Origin of the sequence: Janthinobacterium aquaticum, from assembly GCF_009208565.1 — a bacterium.
GTDB lineage: Bacteria > Pseudomonadota > Gammaproteobacteria > Burkholderiales > Burkholderiaceae_D > Janthinobacterium.
This window is the reverse complement of the sequence record NZ_WFLK01000007.1, coordinates 156,559-178,361: the sequence shown is the minus strand read 5'-3', so window position 1 is coordinate 178,361 and position 21,803 is coordinate 156,559. Positions and strand designations below refer to the sequence as shown.

The window sequence follows — 21,803 nt, the reverse complement described above, 5'->3', positions numbered from 1 at the left end:
CCGTATTGTAGTGGATTAGGCCACACGGATGCACAAGCTGTTTCCAGATCATGGCGCAACGGGCAAATTTCAAGCGCGCGCTGGTGGCGCCGGCCAAAAAAAACGCCGGTCGGAACCGGCGTTTTTTCATTGCGGCAAGTCGCCGGCTTATTCGGCCAGCAGCTGGCGCAGTACGAATGGCAGGATGCCGCCGTGCTTGTAGTAATCGACTTCGATCGGGGTGTCGATGCGCAGCAGCACCGTCACATCCTGCGAGCTGCCGTCGGCGCGGTGGATCACCAAGGTCGCCAGTTGTTGCGGCTTGATCTCGCCGTCCAGGCCTTTCAGGTCGAACGTCTCGTTGCCGGTAATGCTCAGCGTCTGCACGCTGTCGTCGCCGATAAACTGCAGCGGCAGCACGCCCATGCCGACCAGGTTGGAGCGGTGGATGCGCTCGAACGAACGCGTGATCACCGCTTTCACGCCCAGCAGCTGGGTGCCCTTGGCAGCCCAGTCGCGCGACGAGCCGGTGCCGTACTCTTCGCCGCCGAAGACCATGGTTGGCGTGCCTTCGGCCACATACTTCATGGCCGCGTCGTAGATCGACATCTGTTCGCCCGACGGCTGGTGGATCGTGATGCCACCTTCGACCGCCGAGCCGTCGGCCTTGGCCGGGATCATGCGGTTCTTGATGCGCACGTTGGCAAAAGTGCCGCGCATCATGATTTCATGGTTGCCGCGGCGCGAGCCGTAGGAGTTGAAGTCCGCTTTCAGGACGCCGTTTTCCTTCAGCCATTTGCCGGCCGGGCCGCTTTCCTGGATCGAGCCCGCTGGCGAGATATGGTCGGTGGTGATCGAGTCGCCAAACACGCCCAGCGCGCGCGCGCCGGTAATGCTGGTGGCGGCAGCCTTTGGCGTCATGGCAAAGTCGTCGAAGAACGGCGGCTCGGCGATATAGGTCGACTTCGGCCAGTTGTAGACCTGGCCCGACACGGTCGAGACTTTCTCCCACAGCTTGCCTGGCGCGCCCTTGACGTCGGCGTAGTTGTTCTTGAACACCTCGGCGTTCATGGCGAACTTCATCATTGCCGACACTTCGGCCGAGGTTGGCCAGATGTCGCCCAGGTACACATCGCGCCCGCCCTTGCCCTTGCCGACCGGCTCGGTCATCAGGTCGCGCGTCATGTTGCCGGCAATCGCGTAGGCGACCACCAGCGGTGGCGACGCGAGGAAGTTGGAACGGATGTTCGGGTGGATGCGCGCTTCGAAGTTGCGGTTGCCCGACAGTACGGCCGAAGCCACGATATCGTTGGTGTTGATGGCCGCGTTCAGCTCCGGCGTCAGGTCGCCGGCATTGCCGATACAGGTGGTGCAACCGTAGGCGGTCACGCCGAAGCCCAGTTTTTCCAGGTAAGGCAAGAGGCCGGCAGCGGTCAGGTATTCGGTTACCACGCGCGAGCCGGGCGCCAGCGAGGTCTTGATATGCGGCGCTACCGTCAAACCGGCTTCCACGGCTTTCTTGGCCAGCAGGCCGGCCGCCAGCATCACGCTCGGGTTCGAGGTGTTGGTGCACGAGGTGATCGCAGCGATCAGCACGTCGCCGTTCGATACTTTGACGCCATTGCTGGTTTCATACACGGCAGCCAGGTCGGCCGGGTTCTTGTTGAAGCCGTTTTCCGAGGTCGGCTTGGCGAACAGTTCGGCAAAATTGGCTTTCACGTTGCCGATTTCAATGCGGTCCTGCGGGCGTTTCGGGCCGGCCAGCGACGGCGCCACGGTGGCCAGGTCCAGCTCGACCACGCGGGTGTAGTCGATCTCGCCTGCCTTTGGCACGCCAAACAGGTTCTGCGCCTTGAAATAGCCTTCGAAGGCGGCGATCTCGGCCTTGCTGCGGCCGGTGCCCTTGAAGTAGTCGATGGTGGCGTCGTCCACCGGGAAGAAGCCCATGGTGGCGCCGTATTCTGGGGCCATATTGGCGATCGTGGCGCGGTCGGTCAGCGTCAACGATTCGGTGCCTTCACCGAAGAATTCGACGAACTTGCCGACCACTTTTTCTTTGCGCAGCAGTTCGGTAATGGTCAGCACCAGGTCGGTGGCGGTGCAGCCTTCGCGCAGCGCGCCCGACAGGTTTACGCCGATCACATCCGGCGTCAGGAAGTAGACCGGCTGGCCCAGCATGCCCGCTTCGGCCTCGATACCGCCCACGCCCCAGCCGACCACGCCGATACCGTTGATCATGGTGGTGTGCGAGTCGGTGCCGACCAGGGTGTCCGGGTAGTACACATCGCCGGCTTTCTTGCCGCTGTGGTGTACGCCGCGCGCCAGGTATTCCAGGTTGACCTGGTGCACGATGCCGAAGCCCGGCGGCACCACGCCAAAGGTGTCAAACGCTTGCATGCCCCACTTCATGAACTGGTAGCGCTCGTTGTTGCGCGAGAATTCCAGCTTCATGTTCAGGTCCAGCGCTTTCTTTTCGCGGTAGTGGTCGATGGTGACCGAGTGGTCGACTACCAGGTCGACCGGCACCAGCGGCTCGATCTTCTTGGCGTCCAGGCCCATCTTGGCGGCCACGTTGCGCATGGCGGCCAGGTCGGCCAGCAGCGGCACGCCGGTAAAGTCCTGCAGCACCACGCGCGCCACCACGAACGGAATCTCGTCGGTGCGCTCGGCGGTCGGGCCCCAGTTCGCCAGCTGGCGCACATGTTCTTCGGTCACTTTCTTGCCGTCGCAGTTGCGCAGCACCGATTCGAGCACGATGCGGATCGATACTGGCAGGCGCGAGATATTGACGCCCAGGCTGGTTTCCAGCGCCGGCAGCGAGTACAGCTTGCCAGTCTTGCTGCCTGAAAGTTTGAAATCCTTGAGCGTATTGAGCGTGTTGCGAGACATGACTTCTCCTGGTTGGCTATTCAGCTGCTATGGCTAATTTGATGTTGTTCGCTGGGGCCGCGAAATATAAGCGGCATATATAACATAAAAGGCCCCATCGGGGCCCTGGCTATTGGATCAGCTGCCGCTTGGTGCGACCACGCCCAGCCCAGCCGGCGCTTCGATTGCGACGGCCGGTTTGGCCTGCTCGGCATCCTTGCATTCGTTGGCCAGCTGGCGGTTCTGCTTGGAATCGAGCAACATGCCCTTGGCCGGAATGCCGATCCAGATCAGGCCGTACAGGCGGTTTTCAAAACGGTTGGCGCCGGTGGTGGTGCCGACGCGGCTCAGGCGATGCAGGCGCTTTTGCCAGCGCAGCGCGATATGCGAATCATCGGTGGCGTTGCTGTAGATGGTAATCTTGTTGCCCAGTTCGCAATGGAACTCGGTGGTTGCCGAGCCGGTGGTGTCCGGTTCATCGGCCTCTTCATTCGGTTCTGCCGGCATGGCGGCAGGCTTTGCCGCAGCCTTGGCCGGCGTCTTGGCTTTGGTCTTGGCCGTTGCCTTGGCCTTGACGGTCTTGACCTTGGCCGGCGCCTTGGTGTCGGTGGCGGCAAAGCTCGCCGGCGCCAGGGTCAGGGTCATCGCGCCCAGCGCGACGCTGCAGGCAAGGGCTAATTTGGAGAGGGACATCGTGGTATTCCTGTCAGTTTTCGGTGGAGCTGGTGTCGGGCGGATTAAGTAATGCGACCGCTGCCTCGGGCAGGCCCAGGCCCGCCAGTCTGGCGCGTTGCAAAACGGTCCAATAATATCGGTAGCTGGCGCGGTCATGCAAGCGGCCATTTTGCGCAATCGGTCCCCAGTGGGCGCGTTGCGCTTCGGTGAGGATGTTGGTTGCTTCATTGACCTCGGACAGGCGCGGCGTGAAGGCCTTGATGATCGGCTTGATCTGGTCGGGGTGGATGCTCCACATGCGCGTGTAGCCGAACTCGGCCGTCGCGCGCTGGGCGTCGTTGGCTACCACGGCCGAATCGCGCACATCGGTGGTGACGTTATGCGAGGCGACCTTGCCGTGTGCGTGGCAGGCGCTGGCCACTTCGAGCTTGGCGCGCACCACCAGCGGATGGGTAAATTGACCTGGCGTGCGCATGGCGGCGGCCGGTACGGCGCCGTAGTGCGACGAGACGAAATCCATGATGCCGAACGACAGGCATTCGACCTGAGGCAGGGCGGCGATCGCGTAGGCGTCGTGCAGTGCGCCATGGGTCTCGATCAGGATATGCACCGGCAGGTTGTCGCGTCCGGCCCGTTTGGCGTGCAGGTTGATCAGGTCGATGGCCAGCATCGCGTCCTGTACGCCGCCGACCTTGGGCACGGCAATGTAGGCCAGGCGCTGGGCGGCTGCGGCGCAGATGATTTCCACGTCGCGCGCGAAAAACGGGCTGTCGACATCGTGCACGCGCACGCCGATGCGGTTGAACGCGTTGGCGTCGCTGGCGATCAGGCCGGCGACCAGTTGCGCATGGACTTCTTCGTTGCCGGCGCTGGCGCCGTCTTCGCAATCGAAGGTGATGTCGAACAAAGGACCAAGCTCTTGTTGCAAAGCAATCGATTTACGCATCAGCTTTTCGGAGCCGGCGTAATGGTCACAAGCGGCGAGCAGCAGCGGCTGGCGTTTGCCTTGGAATAAAACCTCGGAAGGATGCATGTAAGGCTTTTCTCTTCAGGTGAAGCTATCGAGTGAATCTGCAGATGCACTGTTTGATGAAGCGGCGAGGCCGCCCGCGACCGGCGCGGACGGCCCAGATACTGACAGCGGACGCCACGCGGCGCCCGCACTGGCTGCACTGACTTAAGGCAGCAGGTGTTTCACGCCTTCGCGTTCTTCGGTCAGTTCTTTCAGGGTCAGGTTGATGCGCTCTTGCGAGAATGCATCGATTTCCAGGCCTTGAACAATCGTGTACTCGCCGTTTTCGGTGGTCACAGGGAAGCCGAATACGGTGCCTTCAGGGATACCGTAGGAACCGTCCGATGGCACGCCCATGGTGGTCCACTTGCCGTTGGTGCCCAGCATCCAGTCATGGATATGGTCGATGGCGGCGTTCGCTGCCGACGCTGCCGACGACAGGCCGCGCGCTTCGATAATGGCGGCGCCACGCTTGCCGACGGTTGGCAGGAAGGTGTTGGCGTTCCATTCCTGGTCGTTGATCAGGTCCTTGACGTTTTTGCCGTCCACGGTGGCGAAACGGTAGTCAGCATACATGGTTGGCGAGTGATTGCCCCACACGGTCAGCTTTTCGATGTCTTTGACAGCGGTGCCGGTCTTGGCAGCCACTTGCGACAGCGCGCGGTTGTGGTCCAGGCGCAGCATGGCGGTGAAGTTTTTCGCTGGCAGCGATGGCGCCGATTTCATGGCGATGTAGGCGTTGGTGTTGGCAGGGTTGCCGACCACCAGCACTTTCACGTTGCGCGAAGCAACAGCGTCGAGCGCCTTGCCTTGCACCGTGAAGATCTGGGCGTTTGCTTCCAGCAGGTCCTTGCGTTCCATGCCAGGGCCGCGTGGACGCGCGCCAACCAGCACGGCAACGTCGACATCCTTGAATGCGGTCAGCGGATCGGAGTGGGCGGTCATCTCGGTCAGCAGCGGGAACGCGCAGTCGTCGATTTCCATCATCACGCCCTTCAGGGCTTTCTGTGCTTTTTCGTCCGGAATTTCAAGCAATTGCAGGATGACAGGCTGGTCTTTGCCGAGCATGTCGCCGTTGGCGATGCGGAACAACAGAGCGTAGCCGATCTGGCCGGCGGCGCCGGTCACTGCAACACGCATAGGGGTTTTAGCCATGATGAATCTCCAAAAATGGGAAAGAAAACGGGCTGGAAGCTGGTCGTACGCTTGTCCGGAAAAACTGTAATGATACCAAAAGCGACAGTTGCCAGCCAATTGCCTGTGCCAGCGGCCGTCTCCTCATTTTCATGCTGCGCCAGAGTGGCTGGCGAGCAACAAAAATGCATGGTTCACCAGTTTTGTCGGGGGCAGTGTAGGCCTCCGGTTTGTATCTGTCAATCGTATCTTATGTCTTATATAAGACAGATAAGTTGTCGGTTTTTACTGGACGCGAAACTTGATTTGTGTTGAAATGACGGCCTATGAATTCCGCCTCGACCAATCTGACCAACAATGCCACTGCTGCAAGCGGGGCGGTCAGTCCGAGCGCCGATGTCCCTGTGGCGCCAGTTGCGCCTGTCGCTGCGGCTGCGGCTGTGACTGCTACTCAGGCGCCGCCAGCGGCCCCTTCGGTCCCAGCCGTCTCTCCCACTTTCAGTCCACTGTATCAGCAGATCAAGGCACTGATCACGCAAAGCCTGCAGTCGGGCGAATGGAAGCCGGGCGAACTGATTCCCAGCGAAGTGGAACTGGCCGGCCGCTTCAAGGTCAGCCAGGGCACGGTGCGCAAGGCGATCGACGAGCTGGCGGCGGAAAACCTGGTCATGCGCCGCCAGGGCAAGGGCACGTTCGTGTCGACCCACCACGAGGCGCGCGCGCACTTCCGCTTCCTGCGCCTGGTGCCGGACGAAGGCGTGCCGCATTATCCTGAAAGCAAGTTCATCGAAGTCAAGCGCGTGCGCGCGCCGGCCGACGTGGCGCGCCTGATGGACCTGAAGTCGGGCGACGCCGTCATCTTTATCAAGCGCGTGCAGTATTTCGACGGCGTGCCGACCATTGTCGAAGAACTTTGGCTGCCCGGGCAGATCTTCAAGGGTCTCACGGCCGAGCGACTGGTCGAATACAAGGGCCCGATGTACGGCCTGTTTGAAACCGAATTCGGCACGCGCATGATCCGCGCTTCCGAGCAGATCCGCGCCGTGTGCGCCGACGCCGGCGCGGCGCAATTGCTCGATATCGACGTCAATACGCCGCTGCTCAGTTCGGAGCGGGTCTCGTTTACCTACGGCGACAAGCCGGTCGAACTGCGCCGCGGCTTGTACCTGACCAGTCATCATCATTATCAGAATGAACTCAGCTGACAGCAGCGCTGCACTTTGTACAGTGTGCCTGCGCTCGGCTGAAGTTCGTCGTTTGAAATGCGCTTGCCGCGAGGCGGGCGCAGGAGACAGCAGGCAGGGTGGCAAAGCCGATGAAGCCAGGCGGTTTTGCCAGCCTTCCTGTAATTAAATTACGTGAACCACGGAAAGTGGCGCGGTGTTGTGTAGTAAAAAACCATTTTGGTTATATGTAACAATAGATATTGGTGCCGCCTGCGAAAATCGGCGAAAATCGCGGCTTCAATATTTATTGAAATTCAAAGGGGAGGTTTTTCTTATGTCTGAAGCCGTAAAGGAAGTACCAAAAAAAGAACGGCCGCAATTCCGTAACATCCATGTTACGGAACTGTCGAACTACCGCATGGCCGTTGGCGCCATCGTCTCGATCTTGCATCGTATCAGCGGATGCATCATGTTCGTGCTGCTGCCATGCATGCTGTACATGCTCGAACTGAGCCTGCGCTCCGAAATGTCCTACGCTTACTTCCAGGGCATCGCCTCGCACTGGTTCGTCAAGCTGATCACGCTGGGCCTGGTCTGGGCGTTCCTGCACCACTTCTGCGCCGGCATCCGCCATCTGCTGATGGACGTGCACGTGGCCATTGAAAAGCAGCCAGCACGCAAGACGGCGTCGTCGGTGCTGATTATCAGCCTGGTTCTGACCGCCCTGGTCGGCTTGAAACTGTTTGGAGTATTTTAATGGCAGACAATAACATCGGACCGAAACGCCTCGTCGTCGGTGCTCACTACGGCCTGCGCGACTGGCTGGCACAGCGCGTGACCGCCATCGTGATGGTGGCCTATGTGGCCATCCTGCTGATCTCGTTCCTGACCGGCCAGAACTTCAGCTATGAAGGCTGGGCCGGCTTGTTCGCGCAGCAATGGTTTAAATTGTTCAGCCTGGTAACGTTCCTGGCATTGTTTTACCACGCCTGGGTTGGCATGCGCGATGTCTGGATGGACTACGTGAAAAGCACGGGTCTGCGTCTGACCCTGCAAATTGCCACCATGCTGTGGTTGATCGCTTGTGCCGGCTGGACGGTACAGATACTCTGGAGTGTGTAATCGTGGCAGCATATAATTCTGCAATTCCTACCCGCCGCTTTGATGCGGTGATCGTTGGCGCCGGCGGTTCCGGCATGCGCGCGTCGTTGCAACTGGCTGAAGCCGGTCTGAACGTCGCTGTTCTGTCCAAGGTTTTCCCGACCCGCTCGCACACTGTTGCGGCGCAGGGCGGTATTGGCGCCTCGCTCGGCAATATGGCCGAAGACAACTGGTTCTGGCATATGTTCGACACCGTCAAGGGTGGCGACTATCTGGGCGACCAGGACGCCATCGAATTCATGTGCCGTGAAGCACCGAAGGTCGTCTACGAGCTCGAACACTTCGGCATGCCGTTCGACCGCAATCCTGACGGCACCATCTATCAGCGTCCGTTCGGCGGCCATACCGCCCACTTCGGCGAAAAACCGGTGCAACGCGCTTGCGCCGCCGCCGACCGTACCGGTCACGCGCTGCTGCACACGCTGTACCAGCGCAATGTGCGCGCCCGTACCCATTTCTTCGTTGAGTGGATGGCGCTCGACCTGATCCGTGACGCCGACGGCGACGTCGTTGGCGTGGTGGCGCTGGAAATGGAAACCGGCGACTGCATGATCCTGGAAGCGAAAACCACGGTGCTGGCCACCGGCGGTGCCGGCCGTATCTTTGCTGCATCGACCAACGCCTTCATCAATACCGGCGACGGCATGGGCATGGCGGCACGCGCCGGCCTGCCGCTGCAGGACATGGAATTCTGGCAGTTCCACCCGACCGGCGTGGCCGGCGCGGGCGTCTTGATCACCGAAGGCGTGCGCGGCGAAGGCGGCATCCTGATCAACTCGGAAGGCGAGCGCTTCATGGAGCGCTATGCACCGACCCTGAAAGACCTGGCGCCGCGCGACTTCGTGTCGCGTTCGATGGACCAGGAAATCAAGGAAGGCCGCGGCTGCGGTCCGAACAAGGACCACGTGATGCTGGACCTGCGCCATATCGGCGCCGACACGATCGCCAAGCGCCTGCCATCGATCCTGGAAATCGGCCACAAGTTTGCCAACGTCGACGCCACCAAGGAACCGATCCCGGTCGTGCCGACGATTCACTATCAGATGGGCGGTATTCCAACCAATATCCACGGCCAGGTCGTTACCCCAACCGGCCCTGAAAAGTCGCCTGAAGTGGTCAAGGGTCTGTACGCGATCGGCGAATGCGCCTGTGTGTCGGTGCACGGCGCCAACCGCCTGGGCACCAACTCGCTGCTCGACCTGGTGGTGTTCGGCCGCGCAGCCGGCAACCATATCGTCGGTAGCGGCCTGAAAGCGAAAGAAAACAAGCCATTGCCAGCCAATGCAGCCGATTTCGCCATGGGCCGCCTGGCGCGCCTGGAAAACTCGACCGGTACTGAAACCGTGCAGGGCGTGGCCAACGACATTCGCGCCACCATGCAGAAATACTGTGGCGTGTTCCGTACCGACGCGATGCTCAACAAGGGCGTCGAAGAAATCCTCAAGCTCGACGAGCGCCGCAAGCACGTGTCGTTCAAGGACAAGTCCAAGGTCTTCAACACCGCCCGTGTCGAAGCGCTGGAACTGGACAACCTGATCGAAACGGCGAAAGCGACCATCATCTCGGCAGCAGCGCGCAAGGAATCGCGCGGCGCGCACGCCCAGGATGACTACCCGCACCGCGACGACGACAACTGGATGAAGCACACTTTGTGGTACTCGGCAGACAATCGTCTGGAATACAAGGCAGTCGTGACCAAGCCGCTGACGGTCGACACCTTCAAACCGAAACCACGTACATTCTAAGGCTACAAAATGGCACGCACTCTCAAACTGAAAATCTACCGCTACGATCCGGATCAGGATGCCAAGCCGTACATGCAGGACGTTACCGTCGAGCTGAAAGACACCGACAAGATGCTGCTCGACGCACTGCAGCGCATCAAGTCCGACGTCGATGACTCGCTGGCCCTGCGCCGCTCGTGCCGTGAAGGCGTCTGCGGTTCGGACGCCATGAACATCAACGGCAAGAACGGCCTGGCCTGCACCACCAACCTGAACGAATTGTCCGAGCCGATCGTGCTGCGTCCGCTGCCAGGCCTGCCGGTGATCCGCGACCTGATCGTCGACATGACGCAGTTCTTCAAGCAGTACGATTCGATCAAGCCGTTCCTGATCAACGAGTCGATTCCGCCTGAAAAAGAACGCCTGCAGTCGCCTGAACAGCGCGAAGAACTCGATGGCCTGTACGAATGCATCCTGTGCGCCTGCTGCTCGACGTCGTGCCCATCGTTCTGGTGGAATCCCGACAAGTTCGTCGGCCCGGCTGGCCTGCTGCAAGCCTACCGCTTTATCGCCGACTCGCGCGATGAAGCGACCGGCGCGCGCCTGGACAACCTGGAAGACCCGTACCGTCTGTTCCGCTGCCACTCGATCATGAACTGTGTCGACGTTTGCCCGAAAGGGTTGAACCCGAACAAGGCGATTGGCAAGATCAAGGAATTGATGGTTCGCCGCGCGATCTGATTTTCATCTGATCGCGTCCCGCCGGCGCGGCCGGCAGCAGGGGGAGTGGCCCTCGGCTGCCGGTCGCGCCGGCAAGCAGTACTGCGCCTGCAAGGGCGCAACCGAAAGCGTAGAACCAATGACAGAATCAATTTTGTCCACGCATCAGGCCGATCCGGCCAACCGCGCCCGCCTGCGCTGGCGCTCGCGCCGCGGCTTGCTGGAAAACGATATCATCCTGACTCGTTTTCTCGATGCGTATGAAACCGAATTGACCGACGAGGAAGTCGACGCGCTGACGCGTTTGCTCGATTTGTCGGACAATGCGTTAATGGATCTGGTACTGGCCCGTAAAGAGCCGGAAGGCGAAGTCGATCTGCCGCATGTGCGTGCACTGCTGCAACGACTGCGCATTGCCTAGACGCCTGGGCGATAGTTTGCAAACGGTGCGAGTGGCGCGCTGTAGCTCTGCCTGAGTGCGGAGCGAATTGCAGCCAGAATTTTTGTTTTTAATTTCGACTCACTCCCGAGAAGGAAGAGCCCATGAATACCTCAGACACAAAAGCTACCCTGTCGTTCTCCGATGGCAGCCCATCGCTGGAATTTCCAATCTACAAAGGCACGGTTGGCCCGGACGTCATCGACATCCGCAAACTGTACGCCGGTAGCGGCAAGTTCACCTACGACCCAGGCTTTATGTCGACCGCCTCGTGCAATTCGTCGATCACCTACATCGACGGCGACAAAGGCGAGCTGCAGTACCGCGGCTACCCGATCGAACAGCTGGCCGTCAACGCCGACTTCATGGAATCGTGCTACCTGCTGCTGAACGGCGAACTGCCGAACGCAGCGCAAAAGCAGCAATTCGTCGACACCGTGACCAAGCACACGATGGTGCACGAGCAGATGCAATTTTTCTTCCGCGGCTTCCGCCGTGATGCGCATCCGATGTCGGTACTGGTTGGTACCGTTGGCGCGCTGGCCTCGTTCTACCACGATTCGCTCGACATCAACGACGCCAAGCAGCGTGAGATCTCGGCCATTCGCCTGATCGCCAAGATGCCGACCCTGGTCGCCATGGCGTACAAATACTCGATGGGCCAGCCATTCATGTATCCGCGCAACGACCTGTCGTACAGCGCGAACTTCATGCACATGATGTTCGGTAACCCATGCGAAGAGTACAAGGTCAACGACGTGCTGGTGCGCGCGCTGGACCGTATCCTGATTTTGCACGCAGACCACGAGCAGAACGCTTCGACCTCGACCGTCCGCCTGGCCGGTTCGTCGGGCGCCAACCCGTTCGCCTGTATCGCTGCCGGTATCGCCTGTCTGTGGGGCCCGGCCCACGGCGGCGCCAACGAAGCGGCACTGACCATGCTGAAAGAAATCGGCAGCGTCGAGAACATCCCGGCCTTTATCGAACAGGTCAAGGACAAGAACTCGGGCGTCAAGCTGATGGGCTTTGGCCACCGCGTCTACAAGAACTTCGACCCACGCGCCAAGCTGATGCGTGAAACCTGCTACGAAGTGCTGGAAGAGCTGGGCCTGCAGGACGACCCGCTGTTCAAGCTGGCGATGGAACTGGAAAAGATTGCACTGAACGACGAATACTTCGTTTCGCGCAAACTGTACCCGAACGTCGACTTCTACTCGGGTATCGTGCAGTCGGCACTGGGCATCCCTGTGTCGCTGTTTACCGGTATCTTCGCGATGGCCCGCACCATCGGCTGGATCGCCCAGTGGAACGAAATGATTGCCGATCCAGAGCAAAAAATCGGCCGCCCACGCCAGCTGTTCGTCGGCGCAACCACCCGCGACGTGCTGCCGCTGGACAAGCGCGCGTAAGTAACGTGGTTGTCGGACGGTAACGTTGTTGTCGGATTACGCTACGCCTGCGCGGCCCGGCTAATATGACCTGCGGCTGATCCGACTTACACTGCGTGTTCAACGCTAACGTTGTTGTCGGATTACGCTACGCTAATCCGACCTACGGGTACGGCGCAATGCGTAAGAGTAGGTCGGATTAGCCGGAACGGCGTAATCCGACATCAACCGCAGCGTGATCCGGCAAACATCTATTCAAAAGCGAGCCCGCGTGCTCGCTTTTTTTTCAGCTTTCGGTGTCAGGAGCCGCTGATGGACCGTATCACCGCCGCGCGCGTCTTTGTCGCTATCGCCGATCGCGGCAGCATGGTCGCGGCCAGTGAGGCGCTGGGTATGTCGCGCACCATGGTGACACGCTATCTGGCTGAAATGGAGCAGTGGGCCGGGGCCCGCTTGCTGCATCGCACCACGCGTCGCCTGAGCCTGTCGGACGCGGGCGAGGCCACGCTGGCGCGCTGCCGCCAGATGTTGGAGGTGGCCGGCGCCATGCCGGTAGTGTCAAACGAGAGCGAGGACTCACCGCAAGGGCTGCTGCGCATCACCTGCTCGCAGTCGCTGGCGCAGGCCGCGCTGGCCGAGGCAGTAACCGCTTATCTGCAGCGCTACCCGCGCGCCGCCGTCGATCTGCAGATCGACAACCGCGCCGTCAACCTGGTCGAGCAGCGCATCGACCTGGCCATCCGCATTACCAATGCGCTTGAACCGAACCTGATCGCGCGCCAGCTGGGTAGTTGCGATTCGGTGGTGTGCGCTGCGCCGGCCTACCTGGCTGTGCACGGCACGCCGAAGCGGATCGAAGATCTCGCATTGCACCATTGCCTGACCTATACCTATTTCGGCAAGAGCCTGTGGCAGTTCACGCACAATGAGCAAGTACTGACTGTGCCGGTCAGCGGGCGATTGTCGGCCAACGAGTCGCTGGTGCTGCTGCAGGCCACGGTGGCCGGCGCCGGCATTTCCATGCAGCCGCGCTTTTCTGCCGCACCGTTCATTGCCAGCGGCCAGCTGGTGCCATTGCTGCCGGCCTGGCAGCCGCAGGCGCTGGGCATCCATGGCGTGTATGTCACGCGCCAGCATATGTCGCCGCTGCTGCGCACCATGCTCGACTTCCTGCGCGACTGGTTTGCCCGTGATCCCGGCTGGCTGGCCGCCGCCGGTACTATCGCGTAAGCGCAACACAAGCAGGCGGGCAGGGCGCGCCGCCTTACATTTGCTTGCCAAATAAAAGTCAGGAGTCGGTTGTTACGTTACAATACCGCGTGCTATTCTAAATGACGTATGCAGAAATGCTGGCGCAATAAAAGCCCTTCCCCCACAACTTGATGTGCAATCCGCTAACCGGTCAGGCCGTGTCGCGGAAGGTTAGACTAACCCGCTAATTCCTCGCGAAGCGCGAAGAAAGGTGAGCAATATATGCAACAAACTACGTCCAACTCCTACCTGTTTGGTGGGAATGCTCCGTACGTGGAAGACCTGTACGAAGCGTATCTCAACAACCCAGGTTCGGTGCCCGACAACTGGCGCTCGTACTTCGACGCCATGCAGCATGTGCCTGCAGTCGATGGCAGCAACAAGCCTGACGTGGCCCACGCCTCCGTCGTCGCCTCGTTTGCCGAGCGCGCCAAGGCCGGTCCGATCCGTACCGTTACCGCCTCGTTCGACGCTGAAATGGGCCGCAAGCGCGTTGCCGCGACCCAGTTGATCGCCGCTTACCGCTACCTCGGTTCGCACTGGGCCAACCTGGACCCGCTGCAACGCCAGGAACGTCCGATGATCCCGGAACTGGAGCCGAGCTTCTACGGTTTCAACGATGCCGACATGGACACCGTGTTCAACATCAGCAATACCTATTTTGGCCCCGAGACCGCCACCCTGCGCGATCTGCTGAACTATCTGCGCGACACCTACACGCGCTCGATCGGCGCCGAATTCATGTACATCTCCGACCCGGCTGAAAAGCGCTGGCTGCAGGAGAAACTCGAATCGATCCGCTCGACCCCGAATTTCACCCCAGAAAAGAAAATCCACATCCTTGACCGCCTGACCGCGGCTGAAGGCCTGGAACGCTATCTGCATACCCGTTACGTCGGCCAGAAGCGCTTCTCGCTCGAAGGCGGCGAAACGTTTATCGCCTCGATGGACGAAACCATCCAGCGCGCCGGCGAAAAAGGCGTGCAGGAAATCGTCATCGGCATGGCCCACCGCGGCCGCCTGAACGTGCTGGTCAACACCCTGGGCAAGGCGCCACAGGAACTGTTCGAAGAATTCGAAGGCAAGCATGGCGACGACCTGCCGGCCGGCGACGTGAAATACCATCAGGGCTTCTCGTCGGACATCTCCACCGCAGGCGGCCCGGTCCACCTGTCGCTGGCGTTCAACCCGTCGCACCTGGAAATCGTCAACCCGGTGGTTGAAGGTTCGGTCAAGGCCCGCATGGACCGCCGCGACGACGTGCACGGCGCGCAAGTGCTGCCGATCCTGGTGCACGGCGATGCTGCATTCGCCGGCCAGGGCGTGGTCATGGAAACGTTGAATCTGGCGCAAACGCGCGGCTACGGCACGGGCGGCACGGTGCATATCGTGATCAACAACCAGATCGGTTTCACCACCTCGGACCCGCGTGATGCGCGTTCGACCCTGTACTGCTCGGACGTCGTGAAAATGATCGAAGCGCCGGTACTGCACATCAATGCCGATGATCCTGAAGCCGTGGTGCTGGCGACGCAGATTGCGCTCGACTATCGCATGGAGTTCAAGAAGGACATCGTGCTCGACATCATCTGCTACCGCAAGCTGGGTCACAACGAGCAAGATACGCCGGCACTGACGCAGCCACTGATGTACAAGAAGATCGGCCAGCATCCAGGCACCCGCAAGATGTACGCGGACAAACTGGCAGCCCAGGGCGTGATTCCTGCCGATGGCGGCGACAAGATGGTCGCGGCCTTCCGCGACGCCATGGACGCCGGCAAGCACACGATCGACCCGGTCATCTCGAACTTCAAGAACAAGTACGCGGTCGACTGGCTGCCGTTCCTGAACAAGAAGTGGACTGACTCGGCTGATACCGCCGTGCCGATGACCGAACTCAAACGCCTGGCTGCGCGCATCACCACCGTGCCGGAACAGTTCAAAGTCCACTCGCTGGTTGAAAAAGTGCTGGGCGACCGCGCCACCATGGGCCGCGGCGAAATGAATCTGGACTGGGGCATGGGCGAACACTTGGCATACGCCTCGCTGGTATCGTCGGGCTACGCCATCCGCCTGACCGGCCAGGATGCAGGCCGCGGTACCTTCGTGCACCGCCACGCCGTGCTGCATGACCAGAACCGTGAGCGCTGGGATGCCGGCACCTACATTCCGCTGCAAAACGTGTCGGAAAACCAGGCACCGTTTACCGTGATCGACTCGGTGCTGTCGGAAGAAGCGGTACTGGCCTTTGAATACGGCTATTCGACCGCCGAGCCAAACACGCTGACCATCTGGGAAGCCCAGTTCGGCGACTTCGCCAACGGCGCGCAAGTGGTGATCGACCAGTTCATCAGCTCCGGCGAAGTGAAGTGGGGCCGCGCTTCGGGCCTGGTGATGATGCTGCCACACGGCTACGAAGGCCAGGGTCCTGAGCACTCGTCGGCCCGTCCTGAGCGTTTCCTGCAGCTGTGCGCTGACAACAACATGCAAGTGGTGCAGCCAACCACGGCTTCGCAGATTTTCCATCTGCTGCGCCGCCAGATGGTGCGCCAGTTCCGCAAGCCGCTGGTCATCATGACGCCGAAATCGTTGCTGCGTAACAAGGACGCCGGCTCGCCGCTGACCGAACTGGCCAAGGGCAGCTTCCAGACCGTGATCGGCGAAGTCGACGAGAAAATCGACGTCAAGAAAGTCAAACGCGTGATCGCCTGCTCGGGCAAGGTCTACTACGACCTGGTCAATGCACGCAAGACGCGCGGCCAGACCGACACCGCCATCGTGCGCCTGGAGCAGCTGTATCCGTTCCCGCACAAGTCGTTCGCTGCTGAACTGAAAAAGTTCCCGAACCTGGTCGAAGTGGTCTGGGCACAGGATGAGCCACAGAACCAGGGCGCCTGGTTCCAGATCCAGCACAGCATCTTTGAAGGCCTGGAATCGGGCCAGCGCCTGGCCTATGCCGGTCGTCCTGCTTCGGCGTCGCCAGCTGTCGGTTACTATGACAAGCACTACGCACAGCAAAAAGAGCTGCTGGAAACGGCGTTCTCCAAGCTCAAGGGCTTTATCCTGACCAAGTAAGCGGTCGACATCTCGTCACGGAGCGCCGCCACTGCTACGCAGCGGCGGCGCCGCAATAACAAAATAAACGGAGTTTCACATGGCACAAATCGAAGTTAAAGTTCCCCAGCTGTCGGAGTCGGTAGCAGAAGCAACCCTGTTGGCATGGCATAAAAAAGTCGGCGAGCCAGTCGCGCGCGACGAAAACATGATCGATATCGAAACCGACAAGGTCGTGCTGGAACTGCCGGCACCAGCTGCCGGTGTGATCGTGCAAATCATCAAGGACAACGGCGCCACCGTAGTGGCCGGCGAAGTGATCGCCATTATCGATACCGATGGCACCGCCAAAGTGAGCCCGCTGGAAGTGTCGGCCATTCCTGCACCAGCCCTGGCTGCTGCTGCACAAGACAGCGCTACCGCTTCGGCGCCAGCTGCTGCCACCAAGGGTGACGTGGCGATGCCTGCCGCTGCCAAGATACTGTCGGAAAAAGGCCTGGCTGCCGGCGACGTTGCCGGTTCGGGCAAAGACGGCCGCGTGACCAAGGGCGACGCCCTGGCCGCATCGGCAAAACCAGCCGCTGCTGCGCCTGCGCCAGCTGCTGCCAAGCCAGCACTGCAACAAGTTGCCACCCCGGTTGCCGCCAACCTGGGCGACCGTCCGGAAGAGCGCGTGCCGATGAGCCGCCTGCGCGCCCGTATCGCCGAGCGCCTGCTGCAATCGCAAGCGACCAACGCCATCCTGACCACGTTCAATGAAGTGAACATGGCGCCAGTGATGGAACTGCGCGCCAAGTACAAGGACAAGTTCGAGAAAGAGCACGGCGTCAAGCTGGGCTTCATGTCGTTCTTCGTCAAGGCTGCCGTTGCTGCCCTGAAAAAATACCCGATCATCAACGCCTCCGTTGACGGCAACGACATCGTCTACCACGGCTACTTCGACATCGGTATCGCTGTCGGTTCGCCACGTGGCCTGGTGGTGCCGATCATCCGTAACGCCGATCAGCTGTCGATCGCCGACATCGAGAAGAAAATCGTTGAATTCGGTAACAAAGCCAAGGAAGGCAAGCTGACCCTGGACGACCTGACCGGCGGCACGTTCTCGATCTCGAACGGCGGCACCTTCGGTTCGATGCTGTCGACCCCGATCATCAACCCGCCACAATCGGCCATCCTGGGCGTGCATGCGACCAAGGAACGCGCTGTAGTGGAAAACGGTCAGATCGTGATCCGTCCGATGAACTACCTGGCGATGTCGTACGACCACCGCATCATCGACGGCCGCGAAGCCGTACTGGGCCTGGTTGCCATGAAAGAAGCGCTGGAAGATCCAGCCCGTCTGCTGCTGGATCTGTAATACCGGCATGATGTCACCCCGGCCCTGGCCGGGGTCGTGTAAGCCGCACTGTCGTACCCCGTGCCAGAAGACGCAGCTGGCTGATCTCATCAATTAGAGGGTTCACATGAACATCTCTGAAGAAATCAAGCGTCTGCATGAGCTGCATCTGGCCGGTGCCCTGAGCGACACCGAATTTGCGCAGGCCAAGGCCAAGCTGTTGGCCGGCGTCAATCTCGACAAGCAAGGCCCGGCCCGCAGTACCGGCGATATCGGCGGCAGCGAGCTGGTGCAGGAGTTCAACCGCCTGCGCCGTTCGCGCCGCGATCGCTGGATCGGTGGTGTATGCGGTGGCCTGGCCCAGGCTTCCGGCATGGAGGCGTGGATCTGGCGCCTGGTATTCGTGCTGTTTACCACGACCTTCGGCTTCGGCGTGGTGATTTACCTTCTATTGTGGATTTTCGTCCCGGACGAAGAGATTGGAATAACAAAATATGAGCACTAAACAATTTGACGTTGTCGTCATCGGCGCCGGTCCTGGCGGCTATATCGCTGCCATTCGCGCAGCCCAACTCGGTTTCAACGTGGCCTGCGTCGACGAATGGTCGAACGCCAAGGGCGGCGCTGCACCTGGCGGCACCTGCACCAACGTCGGCTGCATTCCATCGAAAGCGCTGCTGCAGTCGTCGGAGCACTATGAGCACGCCGGCCACAGCTTTGCCGAGCACGGTATCGATGTATCGGGCCTGAAGCTGAACCTGGGCCAGATGCTCAAGCGCAAGGACACCGTCGTCAAACAAAACAACGACGGCATCCTGTACCTGTTCAAGAAAAACAAGATCGCTTTCTTCCACGGCCGTGCTGCCTTTGCGGGCGCCGCTGGCGAAGGCTACGAGATCACCGTGACCGGTGCTGCCAACGAAACCATTTCGGCCAAGCACGTGGTGATCGCCACCGGTTCGAATGCACGCGCGCTGCCTGGCGCACCGTTTGATGAAAAACTGATCCTGTCGAATACCGGCGCACTGGCCATCGACGACGTGCCAGCCAAGCTGGGCGTGATCGGCGCCGGCGTGATCGGCCTGGAAATGGGCAGCGTATGGCGCCGTCTGGGTGCTGACGTGACGGTACTCGAAGGCCTGCCGGTGTTCTTGGGCGCGGTCGACGAGCAGATCGCCAAGGAAGCGTCGAAACTGTTTATCAAGCAGGGCCTGAAAATCAATCTGGGTTGCCAGATCGGTACCATCACGCCAGGCAAGAAAGACGTGACGGTGGAATTCGTCGACGCCAAGGGCGAAGCGCAGAAAGCCGTGTTCGACAAGCTGATCATCTCGATCGGCCGTACGCCGAACACCAATGGCCTCGGTGCTGACAAGGTCGGCCTGCAACTCGACGAGCGCGGCTTTATCGCCGTCGACGGCGACTGCAAGACCAACCTGCCGAACGTATGGGCAGTGGGCGACGTGGTGCGCGGCCCGATGCTGGCGCATAAAGCGGAAGAAGAAGGCGTTGCCGTGGCCGAGCGCATCGCCGGCCAGCACGGTCACACCAACTTCAACACGATTCCTTGGGTGATCTACACCTCGCCGGAAATCGCGTGGGTCGGCAAGACCGAGCAAACCCTGAAGGCAGAAGGCATTGCCTACAAGGCCGGCTCGTTCCCGTTCATGGCCAACGGCCGTGCACGCGCACTGGGCGACACCTCGGGCATGGTGAAATTCCTGGCCGATGCCACCACCGATGAAATCCTCGGCGTGCATATCGTCGGCCCGATGGCTTCCGAACTGATTTCGGAAGCCGTGGTAGCGATGGAATTCAAGGCTTCGGCCGAAGACATCGCGCGCATCTGCCACGCTCACCCATCGCTGTCGGAAGCGACCAAGGAAGCGGCACTGGCCGTTGACAAGCGTACCTTGAACTTCTGATTTTTGTAGTTTTGCAGGGGCGCTGGCGGAAGTTTTTCCGTCAGCGCCCCTGTGCGTTAGAGCCTTAGCCCATGAATGTAGAAGAGTTTTACCAGAACGCGTTGCAGCAGCGCGATTTCAAGCCCGACGAGGCCCAGCGCCGCGCGGTGGACCGCCTGCAGCGGTGCTATGACGAATGGGTGACCTACAAGGGTCAGCGTTCAAGCACCTTCAAGCGCCTGATCAATCGTCCCAGCGTGCCCAAGGGCGTGTATATGTGGGGCGGAGTAGGGCGCGGCAAGTCGTTCCTGATGGACAGCTTCTATTCGGTGGTGCCGGTGGTGCGCAAGACGCGCCTGCATTTCCATGAATTCATGCGCGGCGTGCACCGCCAGCTCGATGAATTGAAGGGCGTAGCCGATCCGCTCGATGAAGTAGCCAAGCGCATCGCCAAGAAATACCGCCTGATCTGTTTTGACGAATTCCACGTCTCCGACATCGCTGATGCGATGATCCTGTACAACCTGTTGTCGGCGCTGTTCGACAACGGCGTGTCGTTCATCATGACTTCGAACTACGACCCCGACCTGCTGTATCCGGACGGGCTGCACCGCGACCGCATGCTGCCGACCATCGCGCTGCTCAAGGAAAAGCTCGACGTGATGAATGTCGACGCCGGCGTCGATTACCGCGGCCGTGCGCTGGAGCAGGTCGAGAGCTACTACACCCCGCTGGGCGCGGCCACCGACAAGGCGCTGCGCGACGCCTATGCGCGCATTGCCGAAACGGCCGACGAAGACGCGCGCATCCGTATCGAGAACCGCGAAATTCATTGCCTGCGCCGCGCCGGCGGCATTATCTGGTTCGACTTTGCCACCCTGTGCGGCGGCCCCCGTTCGCAGAACGATTACCTGGAAATCGCCAGCCGCTTTCATACCGTGATATTGTCGGGCATACCGGCGATGTCGGCCGCGCAGTCGTCCGAGGCGCGCCGCTTTACCTGGCTGATCGACGTGTTCTATGATCAGAAGGTCAAGCTGATCATGTCGGCCGAAGTCGAACCCGAAGAACTGTATACGACCGGCGTATTGTCGAACGAGTTTCACCGCACCGTCTCGCGCATCGTCGAGATGCAGTCGCGCGAATATATGGAAAAAGAACAGCGCGGCGCAGCCGACGCTCTGGCCTGAGGCAAACAACATGACACCAAGCGCAAAAACCATCGTTCAACTGGCGGCAGGCCCGGTACTGGCCTTGCTGCTGTCGGCCTGCGCCCATCAGGCGGTGCACCTCGATGAAGTGGGTGCGCCGCAAGTGCCCCTTACCACCTCGGTGGAAGAAGCCGACGCCAAGCTCAAGGTCGCTGCCAGCGAGCGCGAAGCTGCTGAAGCCACGTTTGCCGCGCGTGAGCAGGAATGCTACACACGGTTTTTCGTCAACAATTGCCTCGACAAGGCCAAGGAACAGCGCCGCGTGACGCTGGTGCGCCTGCGCGCGGTCGAAGCCGAAGCCAACCATTTCAAGCGGGCCGAATCGGTGCGCCTGCGCGACCTGGAGCTGGCGCGCACGCAGGAAGACGCGCGCGTGGACCTGGAACAGCGCACGGCCGCCACGCCGACGCCGCTCAAGGTGGTGACGCCGCCCTCGCAGCCGGCCGCGCCCGCTGGCAAAAGCCTGGCGCAGCGCCAGGCCGAACATGATGCCAAACTGAAAAAAGAAGCCGCGCAGGAAGCGGCCGACGCGCCGCGTCGCACCGCAAGTGAAGCGGACTTTGCGCGCAAGCAAGCCGAGGCGGCCAAGCGCCAGGCGCGCGTGGCCCAGCGCCTGGCCGAGCGCCAGGCCGACGCCGCCGCCAAGGCTGCCAAGGCTGCTGCAGCTGCCAGTGCGCCGCCACCGCCAATGCCAGAGAATTGATGCGGGACAGGCCGGCGTCGTTTGCCGCCGGCTTGTCCCCGAAATGACGTGCCCCAAAGTCGCGCGGCAGGTTAAACT

Annotated in this window: 18 protein-coding genes; 14 read left to right on the top strand and 4 right to left on the bottom strand. The window is 60.8% G+C overall.

Annotated features, from left to right (window positions below; all coding sequences use genetic code 11):
- Positions 1 to 147: 147 nt before the first annotated feature.
- The 4 genes from acnA to GCM43_RS13325 form a co-directional block, all read right to left on the bottom strand.
- A complete protein-coding gene (acnA, locus tag GCM43_RS13340; protein WP_152245003.1) occupies positions 148 to 2,868 on the bottom strand; it encodes an aconitate hydratase AcnA in 2,721 nt (906 codons plus the stop codon).
- A gap of 117 nt (positions 2,869 to 2,985) precedes the next feature.
- On the bottom strand, positions 2,986 to 3,540 hold the full coding sequence (locus GCM43_RS13335; RefSeq protein ID WP_152245001.1) for a hypothetical protein: 555 nt from the start codon (positions 3,538 to 3,540) through the stop codon (positions 2,986 to 2,988).
- Between the two features lie 13 nt (positions 3,541 to 3,553).
- Complete coding sequence (locus GCM43_RS13330) at positions 3,554 to 4,555, bottom strand: HpcH/HpaI aldolase/citrate lyase family protein (RefSeq protein ID WP_152244999.1); 1,002 nt, start codon at positions 4,553 to 4,555, stop codon at positions 3,554 to 3,556.
- A 144-nt stretch (positions 4,556 to 4,699) separates the two neighbouring features.
- Positions 4,700 to 5,689 (bottom strand): malate dehydrogenase, encoded by a 990-nt coding sequence (locus GCM43_RS13325; protein ID WP_152244997.1) that lies wholly within the window; start codon positions 5,687 to 5,689, stop codon positions 4,700 to 4,702.
- Positions 5,690 to 5,994: 305 nt separating this feature from the next.
- On the opposite strand from GCM43_RS13325, the gene GCM43_RS13320 reads away from it, so the two are divergent.
- From GCM43_RS13320 to GCM43_RS13255, 14 genes are all read left to right on the top strand, one after another.
- Positions 5,995 to 6,873, top strand: coding sequence for a GntR family transcriptional regulator (locus tag GCM43_RS13320; RefSeq protein ID WP_152244995.1), 879 nt, complete (start codon positions 5,995 to 5,997; stop codon positions 6,871 to 6,873).
- A 295-nt stretch (positions 6,874 to 7,168) separates the two neighbouring features.
- Positions 7,169 to 7,591 (top strand): succinate dehydrogenase, cytochrome b556 subunit, encoded by a 423-nt coding sequence (gene sdhC, locus GCM43_RS13315; RefSeq protein WP_152244993.1) that lies wholly within the window; start codon positions 7,169 to 7,171, stop codon positions 7,589 to 7,591.
- Positions 7,591 to 7,956 carry a succinate dehydrogenase, hydrophobic membrane anchor protein gene (gene sdhD / locus GCM43_RS13310; protein ID WP_152244991.1) on the top strand — a complete coding sequence of 122 codons (366 nt, stop codon included), beginning with the start codon at positions 7,591 to 7,593 and terminating at the stop codon, positions 7,954 to 7,956. The genes sdhC and sdhD overlap by 1 nt, the downstream gene beginning before the upstream one ends.
- Positions 7,957 to 7,958: 2 nt before the next feature.
- The gene (gene sdhA / locus GCM43_RS13305; RefSeq protein ID WP_152244989.1) at positions 7,959 to 9,740 is read left to right on the top strand and encodes a succinate dehydrogenase flavoprotein subunit; all 1,782 of its coding nucleotides are present in this window, start codon (positions 7,959 to 7,961) and stop codon (positions 9,738 to 9,740) included.
- 9 nt (positions 9,741 to 9,749) lie between these two features.
- A complete protein-coding gene (locus tag GCM43_RS13300) occupies positions 9,750 to 10,460 on the top strand; it encodes a succinate dehydrogenase iron-sulfur subunit (protein WP_065310545.1) in 711 nt (236 codons plus the stop codon).
- Between the two features lie 118 nt (positions 10,461 to 10,578).
- Positions 10,579 to 10,860, top strand: a complete 282-nt coding sequence (locus GCM43_RS13295) for an FAD assembly factor SdhE (protein ID WP_152244987.1) — start codon at positions 10,579 to 10,581, stop codon at positions 10,858 to 10,860.
- Positions 10,861 to 10,982: 122 nt separating this feature from the next.
- Positions 10,983 to 12,287: a citrate synthase gene (gene gltA / locus GCM43_RS13290; protein ID WP_152244985.1), complete on the top strand. Its 1,305-nt coding sequence runs from the start codon at positions 10,983 to 10,985 to the stop codon at positions 12,285 to 12,287.
- Between the two features lie 291 nt (positions 12,288 to 12,578).
- Positions 12,579 to 13,496, top strand: coding sequence for a LysR family transcriptional regulator (locus GCM43_RS13285; protein ID WP_152244983.1), 918 nt, complete (start codon positions 12,579 to 12,581; stop codon positions 13,494 to 13,496).
- Positions 13,497 to 13,739: 243 nt separating this feature from the next.
- Positions 13,740 to 16,592 (top strand): 2-oxoglutarate dehydrogenase E1 component, encoded by a 2,853-nt coding sequence (locus GCM43_RS13280; protein ID WP_152244981.1) that lies wholly within the window; start codon positions 13,740 to 13,742, stop codon positions 16,590 to 16,592.
- Between the two features lie 79 nt (positions 16,593 to 16,671).
- Positions 16,672 to 17,928, top strand: coding sequence for a 2-oxoglutarate dehydrogenase complex dihydrolipoyllysine-residue succinyltransferase (odhB, locus tag GCM43_RS13275; protein WP_152244979.1), 1,257 nt, complete (start codon positions 16,672 to 16,674; stop codon positions 17,926 to 17,928).
- 106 nt (positions 17,929 to 18,034) lie between these two features.
- Positions 18,035 to 18,412 (top strand): PspC domain-containing protein, encoded by a 378-nt coding sequence (locus tag GCM43_RS13270; protein ID WP_152244977.1) that lies wholly within the window; start codon positions 18,035 to 18,037, stop codon positions 18,410 to 18,412.
- A complete protein-coding gene (lpdA, locus tag GCM43_RS13265) occupies positions 18,402 to 19,832 on the top strand; it encodes a dihydrolipoyl dehydrogenase (RefSeq protein WP_152244975.1) in 1,431 nt (476 codons plus the stop codon). Before GCM43_RS13270 ends, lpdA begins: the two co-directional genes overlap by 11 nt.
- A gap of 71 nt (positions 19,833 to 19,903) precedes the next feature.
- Entirely contained in the window at positions 19,904 to 21,001 is a 1,098-nt protein-coding gene (gene zapE / locus GCM43_RS13260; RefSeq protein WP_152244973.1) for a cell division protein ZapE, read from the top strand.
- 10 nt (positions 21,002 to 21,011) lie between these two features.
- The gene (locus tag GCM43_RS13255; RefSeq protein WP_152244971.1) at positions 21,012 to 21,725 is read left to right on the top strand and encodes a hypothetical protein; all 714 of its coding nucleotides are present in this window, start codon (positions 21,012 to 21,014) and stop codon (positions 21,723 to 21,725) included.
- Positions 21,726 to 21,803 lie beyond the last annotated feature (78 nt).

Bases quoted from the DNA above. Each gene is read 5' to 3' on its own strand.
- acnA (WP_152245003.1), bottom strand. From the start codon at position 2,868: ATGTCTCGCAACACGCTCAATACGCTCAAGGATTTCAAACTTTCAGGC.
- GCM43_RS13335 (WP_152245001.1), bottom strand. From the start codon at position 3,540: ATGTCCCTCTCCAAATTAGCCCTTGCCTGCAGCGTCGCGCTGGGCGCG.
- GCM43_RS13330 (WP_152244999.1), bottom strand. From the start codon at position 4,555: ATGCATCCTTCCGAGGTTTTATTCCAAGGCAAACGCCAGCCGCTGCTG.
- GCM43_RS13325 (WP_152244997.1), bottom strand. From the start codon at position 5,689: ATGGCTAAAACCCCTATGCGTGTTGCAGTGACCGGCGCCGCCGGCCAG.
- GCM43_RS13320 (WP_152244995.1), top strand. From the start codon at position 5,995: ATGAATTCCGCCTCGACCAATCTGACCAACAATGCCACTGCTGCAAGC.
- sdhC (WP_152244993.1), top strand. From the start codon at position 7,169: ATGTCTGAAGCCGTAAAGGAAGTACCAAAAAAAGAACGGCCGCAATTC.
- sdhD (WP_152244991.1), top strand. From the start codon at position 7,591: ATGGCAGACAATAACATCGGACCGAAACGCCTCGTCGTCGGTGCTCAC.
- GCM43_RS13300 (WP_065310545.1), top strand. From the start codon at position 9,750: ATGGCACGCACTCTCAAACTGAAAATCTACCGCTACGATCCGGATCAG.
- GCM43_RS13295 (WP_152244987.1), top strand. From the start codon at position 10,579: ATGACAGAATCAATTTTGTCCACGCATCAGGCCGATCCGGCCAACCGC.
- gltA (WP_152244985.1), top strand. From the start codon at position 10,983: ATGAATACCTCAGACACAAAAGCTACCCTGTCGTTCTCCGATGGCAGC.
- GCM43_RS13285 (WP_152244983.1), top strand. From the start codon at position 12,579: ATGGACCGTATCACCGCCGCGCGCGTCTTTGTCGCTATCGCCGATCGC.
- GCM43_RS13280 (WP_152244981.1), top strand. From the start codon at position 13,740: ATGCAACAAACTACGTCCAACTCCTACCTGTTTGGTGGGAATGCTCCG.
- odhB (WP_152244979.1), top strand. From the start codon at position 16,672: ATGGCACAAATCGAAGTTAAAGTTCCCCAGCTGTCGGAGTCGGTAGCA.
- GCM43_RS13270 (WP_152244977.1), top strand. From the start codon at position 18,035: ATGAACATCTCTGAAGAAATCAAGCGTCTGCATGAGCTGCATCTGGCC.
- lpdA (WP_152244975.1), top strand. From the start codon at position 18,402: ATGAGCACTAAACAATTTGACGTTGTCGTCATCGGCGCCGGTCCTGGC.
- zapE (WP_152244973.1), top strand. From the start codon at position 19,904: ATGAATGTAGAAGAGTTTTACCAGAACGCGTTGCAGCAGCGCGATTTC.
- GCM43_RS13255 (WP_152244971.1), top strand. From the start codon at position 21,012: ATGACACCAAGCGCAAAAACCATCGTTCAACTGGCGGCAGGCCCGGTA.